This is a genomic window from Lacibacter sp. H375 (assembly GCF_037892425.1).
Taxonomy (GTDB): domain Bacteria; phylum Bacteroidota; class Bacteroidia; order Chitinophagales; family Chitinophagaceae; genus Lacibacter.
Map to the genome: position 1 here is coordinate 2078457 of NZ_JBBKTT010000001.1, position 13976 is coordinate 2092432.

General features: G+C 39.8%; 9 protein-coding genes. 1 reads left to right on the top strand and 8 read right to left on the bottom strand.

All coding sequences use genetic code 11. The features are described 5' to 3' along the window. Positions 1 to 7: 7 nt before the first annotated feature. Positions 8 to 2743, bottom strand: a complete 2736-nt coding sequence (locus tag WG954_RS09105) for a M14 family metallopeptidase (RefSeq protein WP_340435710.1) — start codon at positions 2741 to 2743, stop codon at positions 8 to 10. 272 nt (positions 2744 to 3015) lie between these two features. Beyond that, on the bottom strand, positions 3016 to 9099 hold the full coding sequence (locus tag WG954_RS09110; RefSeq protein WP_340435711.1) for an alpha-2-macroglobulin family protein: 6084 nt from the start codon (positions 9097 to 9099) through the stop codon (positions 3016 to 3018). A gap of 294 nt (positions 9100 to 9393) precedes the next feature. On the opposite strand from WG954_RS09110, the gene WG954_RS09115 reads away from it, so the two are divergent. Beyond that, entirely contained in the window at positions 9394 to 10176 is a 783-nt protein-coding gene (locus tag WG954_RS09115; RefSeq protein WP_340435712.1) for a proline and serine-rich protein 1 family protein, read from the top strand. A gap of 70 nt (positions 10177 to 10246) precedes the next feature. Here WG954_RS09115 and WG954_RS09120 read toward each other — a convergent pair whose 3' ends face one another. The 6 genes from WG954_RS09120 to WG954_RS09145 form a co-directional block, all read right to left on the bottom strand. Then, complete coding sequence (locus WG954_RS09120; RefSeq protein ID WP_340435713.1) at positions 10247 to 10768, bottom strand: hypothetical protein; 522 nt, start codon at positions 10766 to 10768, stop codon at positions 10247 to 10249. A gap of 55 nt (positions 10769 to 10823) precedes the next feature. Continuing rightward, on the bottom strand, positions 10824 to 11456 hold the full coding sequence (locus tag WG954_RS09125) for a class I SAM-dependent DNA methyltransferase (RefSeq protein ID WP_340435714.1): 633 nt from the start codon (positions 11454 to 11456) through the stop codon (positions 10824 to 10826). A gap of 18 nt (positions 11457 to 11474) precedes the next feature. Further along, positions 11475 to 12161 carry a hypothetical protein gene (locus WG954_RS09130; RefSeq protein ID WP_340435715.1) on the bottom strand — a complete coding sequence of 229 codons (687 nt, stop codon included), beginning with the start codon at positions 12159 to 12161 and terminating at the stop codon, positions 11475 to 11477. A 76-nt stretch (positions 12162 to 12237) separates the two neighbouring features. After that, a complete protein-coding gene (locus WG954_RS09135; protein ID WP_340435716.1) occupies positions 12238 to 12810 on the bottom strand; it encodes a pentapeptide repeat-containing protein in 573 nt (190 codons plus the stop codon). An 89-nt stretch (positions 12811 to 12899) separates the two neighbouring features. Continuing rightward, positions 12900 to 13403: a DUF2207 domain-containing protein gene (locus WG954_RS09140; RefSeq protein WP_340435717.1), complete on the bottom strand. Its 504-nt coding sequence runs from the start codon at positions 13401 to 13403 to the stop codon at positions 12900 to 12902. Between the two features lie 29 nt (positions 13404 to 13432). Further along, positions 13433 to 13942, bottom strand: a complete 510-nt coding sequence (locus WG954_RS09145; protein WP_340435718.1) for a DUF4190 domain-containing protein — start codon at positions 13940 to 13942, stop codon at positions 13433 to 13435. Positions 13943 to 13976: the final 34 nt, after the last annotated feature.

The following is a 13976-nucleotide window of genomic DNA, read 5'->3' on the forward strand; positions in this document are numbered from 1 at the left end:
TGATTTATTATTTAGTTCCCGTCAATTGATTAAACAGAAATTTGAATGTGCCATGCGTTTGCGAACGGAATGCTATCTCCGGTCCAAATACATATAAATTTCCTTTGCCCACTTTGGCAGAAAAAGCTGCAACTCCATCTTGAAGATATTCCTGTCCCCATGCCCAACCACTGCGTAGTGGTTTTAGTGAAGCATACCATGCAATAGGAGTTACTACGCCTTTTGCAATAGCATCCGGTGATAGTTTAAATACCGGGCTGCTCGATACAAATACATCTGCTTCACTGTTCATGCCCCATGCACTTTGCTGTGTTGAATCAACTTTTACACGCAATACACTGCCGGGGATATAATATTTTTCACCCGGAAGCGTACGTTCAACACCGTTATTCATTTCCACCAATGCATTTTTCACAGGTAGTTTGAAATGGTAAGCAAGATTTGCACTGTTGCCGATCGTAACAATATTCCCACCTGCTTCAACAAATTGTTTTAATTGAACAACGGAAGTATCAGGTGTAATTCTTCCCAATGTTTTGTGGTATTCAGCAGGCACTTCATCAGCTCTTGGTCCACGCCCGCCAAAACCACCACGACCGCCACCACCAGTTGCCGGAATAGCATCACTTACAAAAACGATCACGTCGTATTGATCAATGAGTTTGCCTGCGTCAATATCTTTTGCATAAATAACTGTGTAAGGGAAATGATGTTGTTCAAATATCCAACGCATCCAACCTGATGCCATAGAGCCACCATATGTATCCCACAAACCAATACGTAATGATTTTATTTTCTTTGCGGAACCCGCAGGTTGTTTGCTTACAGCAATTGCCTGCACACCATATTCTTTCGCCGCTTTTTCAAGTATCGATTTTGATTTCGCATTTGCTTTCACAAAGAATGAACCTTGTGCTGCTCCACTTGCTGTCACATCAGTAATACGCATCACTTCAACACCAGCCTGCAACAGATCATTTACCGCAATGAATGATGCATTACCTGCTGCATTCAATACATAACCATTTGCGCTGTTGCTGAACTTACCGGGTGTCATTTGTTCTGCACCATAAGCAATGCTTTCAAATGGTCCATCAAATGCATTGAGGATTCGGTCGAAACGAAAACCCATAGTGAAGGCGGGCGTCCAACCAGCCGCATCATACGGACGAACAGGAGGGCCACCGGGATATAAGAAGTCATTCGGGTGATCCTGCGGATCAAACATATCAATTACATGTGGACGGAAAGCCTGGTTTGTTTTCACCACATAAGAACCTGCAGGATATTCTTTGCCGGCAACTGTAAAGTTTGCTGTTGCTTTTTCAACTTTGATACCCGAAAGAATCAATGCATTCACAAACTTCACTGCTGAACTAAGATCAGGTTGATCAGCCGAAATGATAAAACCTCTTGGGTCACGTTTTGCAGGATCTTTAAAAACTGCATCATAATATTTCACCGGAATAGTATCAACAAAGTTCTGATTGTTGTTTTGTGTAGATGGACGTTGATCTTTTTGGAATGCTTCTTTAATTGCTTCCACTTTGTTAGGTGATAAAGACCAATGATCTTTGTTTCCCTTATCGATCGAATTTTTTCCCATCTTGTAAATGTTATACAACAAGGGTTCACGGTTGCGTACTGCATAATCAAGTACAGCGTAGTTCAATGAAACAGAATAATCGATTGACTGACGAAACAACCATTGTTGCGGCGTTACAGGATAGGGTGTTGCTGCATTTGGAATAAGTCGAGCCGTAACCAATGGAACTCTTGCAGGAGTTGGATTGCCGATGATCTCTGTAAGCAAACCAATAATGTTATGAAAATAAGCTGTGGTACGTAAGCCACCGTTCCACCAAGTTGAAAAAACAGAACCTCCACGTTGAGTATAGCCTGGTTTATCTTCCGCATTTAAACGATTGATCATTGCAGCACCAACGCCATCAATGCCTGTTACCAATAACGGATCAAACGCAAAATTGAATGGGTCACGATAAGGTGGACCTGCCACAACAGAACCTGCCGGACCAGCCTGGTGGTGATTGTATAATATCTGCGGCATCCATTCAATGTATTGCTGACGGCTCATGTTCCTTGTTTCGCTCATGTTGTTCATGAAGAAATCACGGTTGTTATCATGACCAATATATTTCTGATACAAACGGGGAAGATTGTTGAGTGTACGTTTCAATGTATCTGCATGACGCATATACCAGTTTGAAACAAGTTCCTGCCCATCAGGATTTGCATGTACAAACAGAATGATAGCATCATTGAGAATGCGTTGTGTTTCTTCATCGTTGCGACTAACAAACTGCCACATCGTTTCAATCAGCTGATGTGCGCCAACTGTTTCAGTTGCATGCAAGCCACCATCAACCCACACAATTGCTTTTCCTTCTTTTGCTAATTCACGTGCCTGTGTATTGGTCAAATTTTCTGCACGTGCAAGTCGCTGCGAAATACTCTTGTATTTTTCAAGTTGTTTGATGTTAGCAGGGCTCGAAACAATCACCATGTATTGTGTTCTGCCTTCTTCTGTTTTGCCAATATCAACCAACTTTACCCTGTCGGATGCAGCCGCAAGCTTTTTGAAATAGGCTTCCGTTTGCGTGTAAGTTGCCAAACGATAATTATCACCAATGTTGAAACCGAAATGTTCTTTTGGTGAAGGAACATTCTGTGCATAAAGGACAGTGCCGATAAGCAGCAAAAGAGTAATGAAAACGGATCTCATGCAGGAGGTTTTGAAAAGTAAATAATGGAGAAGAAAGCAGTAGTGCCCGGCTTCTCATGCTGATGCTTTAAAGATAAGAAGCATCCTTGGCCAACCGCAGGCGATTGGATGAGCGGTTAAAGCTTGGTTTAGTGGAGGAGGTTCCTGCCGCAGAGAAAGGAGAGCGCAAAGAAAAACGCAGAGGATTTCCTCTGCGCCTAACTCATTTTCTCTGTTCTCTGCGGTAAAGAATAATTCTTAACCACTCATCACTGATCATTCATCACTCATTTTCATTCGCTCACCTTTACCCGAACCCCTTCGCTATGACTTGTAAATTCAGGGGCATACATACATTGTATAGTTGTAATACCGCTGCTGTAATTACCTGCATGTGTAATAAATAGCGGATACTCAAAAACGTAAGTGCCTTTGCTTAACCAGCCAAAGAAGAAATTGGTGCTGGCATCTTTCGTGCTTTCGTAATAACCTAAACCTCCCTGCCATTTATACTGACTGATGACATTAACAGGTTCCATACAACTTGGGCGCATATCTTTCATGTGTACATACTCCATGTTGCGGTCAACACGTAATTCAATACGCACTTTTATTTTGTCACCCACTTTCAATTCATCGCCTTCGTTCACCGGTGTAAGCACAGGTCCATTCGCTGTATTACGTTCAACAAAATATTTCTTCTGCAATTTCAAAGGCGTTTCCGCTGAAGTGATCTTGTCTAAGTTTTCGAAATACTGCCAGTAAGCAGCACCCCAGCTTGGTTGATCATTTGATTTGCTCACTGTCACATTAATATTTCCAAACGATGGTTTTACAAAATTGCCATCAATGCTGCGTTTAAAATAACCCGTACCTGCTTCTGTTTTTTCAGTTGATGAACTGAAAGTTTGATCGCCTGCTTTAACAACGGCAACAGGTTCAGTTGCGATCCATTCGCCACCTTGCAGCAACAATGCATAACATGCCTCAGCAGTGGCAATGGTTGTTTTCCAGTTCTGTGTTTGTTTTTGTTTCAGCAACCAAGTCTTAAGATCGTTTACTGCTTTGGTATCTTTTGAAACATCATGAAACACTTCGATCATTAATGCCTGTGCTTCAACCGGTGCCTGGTACCAGTAATAACCTGCATTAAACTCTTTAAAGTACATGCCCATTTCTTCACTGAAGAGTGCATTCTCTTTTAGTGATTTTACAATAGCAGTTGGCGTTTTTGCATCTTTTGTGCGATGCAGTGCCAATGCGATCATGCCCTGCATGTAACGGCTTTGTTGCAACCAATAAGTGCGAGCCTGTGTTGTATAATAGTTGGAAGCAGTTTCCGTTCCTTTTATTTGTGCAACAGCAGGGAAGAAACTACGCATGTATAGGTATTGTATTTGCGTAGAGCCGATATTATTATTCTTCAACGGCGTTTTATACTTCAACAGGTTATCGTAATCTTCTTTGAGTTTACTATCGAGATAAGGAATTGCTTTTGCAACAATGGCATTCAAAGCTGCTTGCTGTTCTTTCGGAATTGCATTTAATTTTTGCAAATGACCAATACCTGTAATGATGTATTGGGTGATGTACCGATCATCGGGCCCGCCTTTGAACCATACAAATCCTCCGTTGGGCGATTGCATTTGTTGCAGTTGCGAAAGATTCTTGCTCAACTCACTGTTCATACGGATCATATCGAACAGCAATGCAATATTTTTCTTTTGTTGTTCTTCACTCTTGGCCTGTAATACCCAAGGTGTTTCCTGCAGAAGTGCCGATTTTAATTCTTCGTTCTTCTGCAAATTACTCATTAATGCAGCGGTGTCTTTTATTTTCCATTGCTGCATTACCTGCTGAATGCGTGGCAGCTTTTGTGTGATATGTGAAGCCAATGCATTTGCATAAAAACGATTCCATGTTTGTTCCGCACATTCGTATGGGTATTCCATTAAGTAAGGCAATGCCTGCACTGCATACCAAACAGGATTACTGGTAAACTCAACGGTAAAACGATGATGTGTTAAACTCTCAGATTTATCAGCATTCAACAGTTTGGTGAAGTTGAATGTCTTTGTGCCATCACCACGCATGTTCAGTGGTAACGATTCTGTTACCAGCATACGATTCGTTAACACAGGTAATGTTGCTTCTTCACCATCGGTTTGGTTACCGGCTTTAGCACTAATACGATAGGTGAGTGCTTCATTAAAATTGTAAGGCACTTCCGTACGGAACTTCACCACGGTACTTTGTTTTGGCCCAACGGTGAAATGCTGCACAGGGAATGTATTCTGGAACCAGCCATCAACAGGTTGCATGGTTGCAGTGTTCAGCAATTCAAGATTACTTGTGCCGGTAATCTCTTTATCGGTCATGTTGCTGATCTTGGCCGTAAATTCAAAACGATCGCCTTCACGCAAGAAACGTGGAGCAAATGGTTGCACCATCAGGTCTTTTTGTGTGATGATGCTTTGTTCACTCAAACCAAGTGACAGATCTTTTGTATGTGCCAGCAATTGTGCTTTCCATTTCGTTAAAGCTTCCGGAATGGTAAAGCTGAAGCTGATATTTCCCTCAGCATCTGTTTTCAGGTCAGGGAAGAAGAAAGCGGTTTCGGAAAAGTTGGTGCGGATTGAAGATGTTTCGTTTGGATTTTTAGTTTCTCCTTTTTGAGTTTGGAAGTTGTATCTAATCGAATCGGCTTCAAATAATTTTTCTTCTCTCTCTTTACGCTTCATAACTTTTGCCTCACCAGGTGCAGCCGCAGCAACCATTTGTTGATCAGCAAGAATGGTAGGTTTGGAAGATCTTGAAACCCTTGCAGCACTAACTATTATAGTATTGGTTGATATAGATTTGAGAAAATCATACTCTTTAAGAAATTGATTTTCTTGATCTGATTCCCATTCTCTCACTTCCGAATTAATAGACATAAAGCCACCGGCACTCCAATTATTCCGTAAATAATTCACCGGAAATAAATCAGGTTTATTCCATTGGTGTGGCTTAAACTGATCCAATGATGCATCGTACATACTCGCCAGCATTTCTGCTGCAACCTTATCACCTTTGTAACCGCTGATTTTTATCTTCCATTGTTCTTCACTGCCCGGCAATGTTTTATCACGGAAGGTTTCATAAGTGATCTTTAGTTCTTTGTTTGTCCACGGTACATTTACAAATCGGGTAAAGTTGTAAAAGCGATTGTGCTTTACAAAGCTATAAGCATAACCAAAACCACCACGCTGTTCTTCTGTAACAGGAATATCCAGTTGTTTCTTTTCATTGTTGAGTTGATAGTAACGTTGCTTTTCTTTTTCATTGGTTCCGTTCATTTGTATGAGATGAACACTATCGGCACTTGAACCAAAACTGATATTTGCAACAGTACCCGGTTCAACTGTAACAGTTGTTGGCAATTGCCAAACATATTCAGGGGAAGAAAGTTTACCTGCTGCATCAGTCAGTTGCACATAGGTTTGGTTCTTTACTTCCTTTCCATCTTTATCAGTTGCTGTTACTTCCACGATATACCAACCAGGCTGTAATTGCTTATTGTCTATTGCCCATTGCCCATTCTCCTTCAAGCTGTCTTTCTTCTCATAAACCTTTTCGCCCTTCGCCCAATTTTCTTTTTCTGTTTCATTACTGTATTCATCGTTGGGGAAATCAGTACGATAATCTTTTTCATTCATAATAAACTGATCGGGCTGTTCCCAATAACGATCACGTATCAATCTGTCAGGAGCATTGATTTTATACATACGCACAGTTACCATCGTCTTCACAAATTCGCCCATCATATTTTTTGTACTGATGTTGATGCTGTTGAATTGTGAAGCAGTCTGCAGTTCGCCTTTTGGTAAACTGAGTTGTAATTGCAAAGCACTATAACCAACGCTGATTGTTGTTTCGCCTGTTCTTGTTTCGCCATTCAGATCAGTTACGTCAGCAATCACATTATAATCGAACACAGGTTCCAGTTCTTTACGCACCTTTTTATCGGGAATAGCTGTAAACGAAATATCGAAACCGCCATCGGCTTTTGTTGTTGCTTCGCCATGTGCAATTTCCTGTTCCTGCATCAACGGCCAGCCCCATTTCCAACTCAGCCATGGATAAAGCAATCTTGGTTGACGAACCACACGGTATTTCACTTTTGCGCCATCAACATTATTTCCTGCATAAGCTTTCGCACTACCGGTAATAGTGATCTTATCGTTTACACGAAAACTTTCTTTGACAGGTTGATACTCTACAAAGAATTTCGGACGCTTGTATTCTTCAACTGAAAAGGAGACGTTGCCATTTGTAACAGACTCCTGCAACTGATATTGTCCGCTGATACGGCCAACAGGTAGCGTAAACTTTCCGCTGTAAGAACCATATTCGTTACTGGTTACTTCAACAGAATCTGCTTTCTGGTAATTGGCATCGTAGAGATAAATTTTTGTTTTAAGACCTGCAACTACTTTCGGCTTCCCTGTTGCTGCATCTTTTGTTGTAACAATACCTTTGAAGTATAGTAGCTGACCCGGGCGATAAATGGAACGATCAGTAAAGAAAAAAGTACGGCGGCTTTTTGTTTCATCAACCGTTTCTTTTTGTTCATTGTATACATGGCCATAGGCACGGTCGTCTAAATACAGGTGATCATTTTGATAACTGACTTCCAGCGTACGGTTATAGGCATTGTTACCTGCCGGTTTGTTTACAAGAAAATAGCCGTTGGCATCACTTGTATAGTTGCCGGCTTTTACAGAAATGTTTTTCCGCTGATCATAGTTGTATGACTGTTCCCACAAGGTGATATTTGCTTTTTGCAGCGGCTGGCCGCTTTCTCGGTTCACCACGAAGAAATCATTACCGTAATGCATCCATGCAATATTGCTCACATGAAAGAACTGAACAGCCAATACGTTTTCTCCAAGACTGAATTGCTCATCGGCACTTGCCAGTAAAAGATAGGTGCCTGCAGGTAATGCATTCACTTTTATTTCTGTGCTGTGTTGCTGATGATCTTCTGTAGCAGGAAGAGCGTAAGAAAAATTGCTGATTTGCTTTAAGGCAATGAGTTTTTTCCAATAGGCATCTTCCCAACTGTTCTCATTCAGGTCGTCAAAGGTCTTTTGATCGATTTTCACAATTCTGAACCATGCCTTTGCAGTATTGCGGTATTGTAAATAAGAACGGAAAGGTTTGTTGGGCACATTCACTTTCTCAGAAGTGATGGATAATTTTTTTGATTGAATTTGCTGTAACAGCATACTGCAGTTTGCCTTACCTTCTGTCAATTGTGTTTGTGTGATTACTTTTTTGCAAAGCTCAACCGCTTTCTGGTAATAGTATTGTGGATTCAGTTCGTCATTTACTTTATGCTTTTTGAAATCGTAAGTAGCTGCATAGTCAGCATAATCCTTTGCCAATAAATAGGCCGCCTGAGAGACAATTGGTTGCTGATTATATTGCCGTAGCAAATGGTTCAACGACATCCTGTACAACTCTGTTTTGTTTTCAAGCGTAGCATAACGATGAACAAATTGTAAACGTAAAAGATCAACATCTACCAATGCATCTGCTTTTTTATCTGTAAGATGGAAGTCGATCAGCTCCTGGAACAACAGCAATGCTTTATGTGTAAGCGAAAGTGAATCGTTTGTTTTGAATTTACGTGTTACAAAATCAGCAGCAGGATCGTAAGCAGCAGCAAAATTAATTTCAAATACATCAGCCGGTTTGGTAACGCTTCGTTCATCGTTTTCGAAATAATCAATAGCACGGTGTACTAACAGATCGTATAAGGTTGGACGCAGATGGCGCACATTTCCCTTATTGATCACAGGCTCGAATGCATCAAGTCTTGTTTGCTGTAGTACTTTTTTATTTTGAATTGAAGCAAGATACAGCGTGCTGATTTTTTTATGTAAGTCGTCGATAGTCCAGGTGCTGATATCATTATTATTGAACCCGGTTGTGTTGGTACGTTGATAAAATTTCCAGCGGTTATGCTGTAAATACTGCCAGTAGGCTTCAGCGGCATAATTAGTAAGAACCGATTTCAATGTTTCTGATGCAGTGCTGATCTCTTTCTCAACTTCTTTAATTGTCTTTTCATCTGCATCTTCTTCTTTTTGTTGCTGAAGACTTAAGCGAAACAAAACGGCTTTTAATAGCTGGCCGTTATTCTTTTCTTTTTTTGCCGCATCATAGATCAGCTTCACTTCTTTCAATGCCGATTCGGTAAGGCCTTTCTTTTCAATAAGGTCGTCCACTTTTTTCCAGGCAGAAGTATAATTGAATTTGTTTTGTGCAAAAAGCGACATGCTGAACAAAAGGATAAAAAGGTTAACAAAAGAAATACGTTTCAAAAACATAGAAAACATTTTATGTAAGGTAATCAATACTGTGCTGATGAGATGCAAAGAAACAGCGAATTGCATAAATGTAATTGCTCGTACGGTGCAGAACAAATTTTCTGCCATATCATGTTTTAGACTGCAAATCCTTTAACGAATCTTTATCAGCTTTTGCTTTGCCTTTCAATTTGAACACACGTCTGAATTAAAAACAAGGAGGTGAAATGCAGCAAGTATCCACAAAAGAATCCTGAACAAACAACGATGTTGCAAGGCAATATCCAATATTGAAAACAATTAAAACGATTTTACATGAAAAAGATTTTTACCCTTTTTACTTTTCTCTTAATGGTGGTGGCAACTTTTGCTGCCTGGGACGAGGCCAGATTAAGTATTACGAACATTGGTAACGAACCCATTCGGGTGTTGATCGATGGTCGCCAGGTTCAGCAAGGTAATAACAAAGAGATCCGTATCAACAACCTCAATGCCGGTAATCACCGTATCCAGATCTACAGCGTCAACAATAACAATAATAACAGACGCAGAGGCGGCTTGTTTGGAAACAGCAACCGGGAGAACCTGATCTATAGCAGTAACATTAATGTACGCAGAGGGATGCATACTGATATTGTGATCAACCGTTTTGGAAAGGTGTTTGTTGATGAAGAACGTATCGATCAGAATTATGACAATGGCTGGAACAATAACGACCGTAATAATGGAGGTTGGGACAATGGCTATGGCAATGACGATCGTTGGGGTAACGACAACAGGAATGATAATGGCTACGGCAATGGTAACGTAATGAGCTACGAACGGTTTCAGCAACTCAAACAATCAGTTGAGCGTGAAAACTTCGACAAGAACAAAATGGACCTGCTCCGTTCAACCCTGCCTTACAATCGTGTAAGCTCACAGCAGGTAAGAGAGCTTGCTCAACTAATCCAGTTTGAACAGACAAAACTGGAGCTTGCAAAATTTGCTTACCGCTATACAACTGACCGAGGAAACTATTTCGTGGTAAATGATGTCTTTAACTTTGGAAGCAGTAAGACAGAGCTTACAAGATATATTTCAAGCTACAGAGATTAAGACCGTTCGATCATATTAAGCAGAAACATCTATTGAAAGAAGCCACCGATTTATCGGTGGCTTTATTATTTTAAAGACCTCCCATCTGATAACTAATACTTAATGCTGCAATAATAGCAGCCACTAAAAGTGATATAACAGCAATGACACCAGTACGCTTATGTACAGAATTTTTATTCTCAATTTTCTTTCGCCGGGCAAAAAACTGCGTACTTGAAATTATGCCAACTATTAATGATACTAACAACAAAACCAAAAGAAGTCCAAGCGTTTCCCAGGTTGTGACTGTAAATATCAATACAGCCATAAGAATTGCCACGAACCCCGCTATCATTGCAACGTACCCATTCTTTCTCACCTTTTTTTCATCGATCTTTTTAAACAAGGATTTTACTAGCTTTCTCTCCAGGAAACTGAAGAGTATCTTTTTTTTTGCAGAAAGCTTTTTTTGTTTAGACAAATGCTGTTCTGCAACATCATTGGGTATAGACAGTGAGACAATGAGAAAACTGGTGGATGGGTTTACTGAAAAGCGTGCATTTGCAGGGTAGTAAAAGTAAATACCCAGCAGGAGTAAAATGATTTTTCGCATAACAGTGTTTTTAATTAAGATAAAAACTGTTTCTGTCAAATGCAATAGGGTTTGGTCATTCTTGTTTTTGAAAAAGTATAGTCAGAAGTCTTGGAATATTGTTGCGGTCATCGTCATCAAAATACTCAGAAAGAATTAGCAACGATAAACCAGCCACCTTTGCTGCATCTGTAAAATCGGTGATGTGATGATTAAAGCAGGTTACCACCTGCGTTCCTTCTGCTGTATCAAATCTTGCTTTGCTGCCATTGTATTGTTTAAAGGGATGCAATTCACTGATGTATAAATAACCGCCGGGCTTAAGTACTGCTGCAGCTTTTTCAAACACTGGTTGCAGCAGTTCAATATGTTCAAGGACAAGGCTAAAGCCAACAAGATCAAATTGCTTCGTGGCAAAACTCCATGGCTGTGTAATATCCGCCTGCACACATGTTACGTTAGGGGAAGTGATCTTCTCCTTAGCTTTTGCCAGCATTTCTTCACTAAGGTCAACGGCAGTAACAGTAGTTGCTTTCCCCATCAGCCACACAGTGTTTTTTCCTGTGCCGCAACCAATTTCCAGGCAATGTTCAAATGTGAGTGGTGCTATTGTTTCTCTTAATGATCGTGCTTCAAGATCACGGGTTTTATTTTCGTTACTGTCGTATTGTTGTGCCCAACTGTTATAGGCCTGTTTTACATCGTTCATACAATGTTAAGAGCTTGATTAAAGCTTCTCATTTAAAGTTACATAAATTGAAGAGAGGGTTCCAGAGATGAAATTAAGCTGTACAATATAGAATCTTTTTTCGTTCACAGTGGAACTGAAATGCCACTGTGGAGATTTACTCATTTGAGCATCGAAGTTTTTATTGATGTCTTTAAAAAAAAGGGAAACACGTTCAAACATTTTATTGTAAGCCTCCATTTGTTTAATATTAGTCAGCTTAGCATGAATTTTTTCGATAGTGTCATTCTTTGCTATTGTAGAAGCTACGCTGGTATTGGATGGCCATTTGTGTAATTGGATTCCACCATTTGTCCAAATTGAACTTACCTTACTGGAAGCAAAGTAAATTTGTATGCCATTATTTGAACCATCCTTCTGGTCTAAAAAAATGGATTTGTACAGTGGAATACTGCTTTCCAGGTCTTCAATTTTTGTGTACGTATTTCCAACAATGCCAAGATAGTTGATCTGTTTTTCAGTCTGAATGTCTTGGATAATTCTGTAAATATCAGTTGAGTTGCCACCTATGTTTAGTCCCCACCATTGCCCGGTTATCAATGTATCAAATGAAATTATTTTTGATGATTCGGAGGTCTGGAAAGGCAAAGTTTCGGGAATACCGTTATCCTTTTTGCATGATGCTAAAAACAATATGCCTAAGAAAAGAGGTGCCAAATACTTCATATGAGTTAATTTAATAATGCTGACATGTGTTAAAACAGAAACGTTGCAGGCATTGTTTAAAAAAAATGCCGCACACTTACTCGATGACGAGATCATATTTGTGCAACAGTCCGCTTAAAGCTGTAGCAGAAAACTTTGCCTTTTTTAATTTGTTTCGTTCAGGATCTATGGAAAAGTTGATGGCTGTACGAAGGTCTGCTTTTTCAAGAATACTGTTATCAAACACTGCATGTAACAGGTTGCAGTTCTCAAACTCGGCGGATGTGAGATCCGCCTCTGTAAAATCAACTTCCTGCAAACTGCAATTGATGAAACGGGTCGTTTTTATTTTCATTTTGTAAAAAGTACACAGGTTTAATAAGCAACCTGTAAAGCTTACAGTAAATAAAAATTGATTGCAGTCTTCAAAACGTAGCCCCATCATTTTACAATTGATGAAACTTGTTTCCTGGAAAGATGTGCCATTGATATTGGCAGCACTTAGGTTGCAGGTGTCGAATACACAATCGATGAACGTGATCTTTGAAAGATTGGCCTCGGCAAAATTGCAGTTGATGAAGCGGCAGTTTTCATAGTCACCAGCTGGGAATTTATTGATTGTAAAATCAATGCCTTCAAACTTTTCATCTTCTTTATAAACTCTTTCCATAGAACTAATATAAATACAATTCGGCGTTCGAATGAAGACTCTTAATAGCCACACCAAAGAAAAAAAATCTGAATCGAAACGAGAACCATTTATCCGACCAAGAAAAGGGCCAGTAGAATACCAAGCAATATTGTGAGGATAATTCCGGTGACGGCCGGCCATGCTTTTGCACCACTCTGATCTTTTATCTTTGATCTTTTTGCAAGTGAAATGATACCCAGGATTAACGCCAACAATCCAGCTATAAAGCCAATTGCAAGAAGACCTAACAAGGCTTCCATATCTGTGATTATTAGAATTAATATTGAAGCAACTGCAATAACAGCCAGTATTAGTGAAGCAATTCCTAACTTTTTGGCTGAATTCTTATCAATTCCATGCTTATTAAATTTCTTGTCAAGCCACTTCCATATTAATCTCTCTTTAAACGAAAGTTTTTTAAGATTCAGTTCTTTTTGAATTGAAGAAATTTCTTTGTTTCCAATGAAACCGGGAAGGGTATTGGCAGGCGTAATGTTTACAGGCAACAACCTTTCACCAAAGCTGCATATTGTTACTAGTGTGCATAACACAACTATAAAAACCTGCTTCATGATTTTGGGTTTTACTAATGAAGAAATTATTAGCTCCAACTAGATAGTTCTACTATTGTCCAGACTATAAATGCCGCTAATCCAAGACTGCCTAATATTATCCCCGCAATTGCTTCTTTTCTTCCCGAATTTGTTTTGTCGGAAAATTTTTTACTCCTTCTTAGGGCTATCATTCCTAAAATAATGCCGACGATTGGAAGGGCAAACCATGAGACCATTGTAAATCCTGTTTCGAAAATGAAAGTGAGGATCATAAATACCAATGATAAGCCACCAAAAGCAACAGAGACTTTGCCGAGTAGTCTGTTCTGTCTTTTTTCAGTGTCTTCGTTGTCCTTCTTTTTTAGTTTCAACAGAAAAGAGAGCACCTTGTTTTTTTTAAAAGCCGGTTTGCTTTTTAGGGTTGAAATGACAAGGGGACTAACCTTGGCAGGCAGTAGAATTGGAGTTGCCTGCGCTGTAACGATTGAGTAGCTGTGTTTAGCTTCTGATTTTTGTACTATGCATAAAAAAACCAGCAATGTGATTATGGGCTTCATGTTGCATGTTTCTATACAAATTAACAATCAGCCG

Bases quoted from the DNA above. Each gene is read 5' to 3' on its own strand.
- WG954_RS09105 (WP_340435710.1), bottom strand. From the start codon at position 2,743: ATGAGATCCGTTTTCATTACTCTTTTGCTGCTTATCGGCACTGTCCTT.
- WG954_RS09110 (WP_340435711.1), bottom strand. From the start codon at position 9,099: ATGTTTTTGAAACGTATTTCTTTTGTTAACCTTTTTATCCTTTTGTTC.
- WG954_RS09115 (WP_340435712.1), top strand. From the start codon at position 9,394: ATGAAAAAGATTTTTACCCTTTTTACTTTTCTCTTAATGGTGGTGGCA.
- WG954_RS09120 (WP_340435713.1), bottom strand. From the start codon at position 10,768: ATGCGAAAAATCATTTTACTCCTGCTGGGTATTTACTTTTACTACCCT.
- WG954_RS09125 (WP_340435714.1), bottom strand. From the start codon at position 11,456: ATGAACGATGTAAAACAGGCCTATAACAGTTGGGCACAACAATACGAC.
- WG954_RS09130 (WP_340435715.1), bottom strand. From the start codon at position 12,161: ATGAAGTATTTGGCACCTCTTTTCTTAGGCATATTGTTTTTAGCATCA.
- WG954_RS09135 (WP_340435716.1), bottom strand. From the start codon at position 12,810: ATGGAAAGAGTTTATAAAGAAGATGAAAAGTTTGAAGGCATTGATTTT.
- WG954_RS09140 (WP_340435717.1), bottom strand. From the start codon at position 13,403: ATGAAGCAGGTTTTTATAGTTGTGTTATGCACACTAGTAACAATATGC.
- WG954_RS09145 (WP_340435718.1), bottom strand. From the start codon at position 13,942: ATGAAGCCCATAATCACATTGCTGGTTTTTTTATGCATAGTACAAAAA.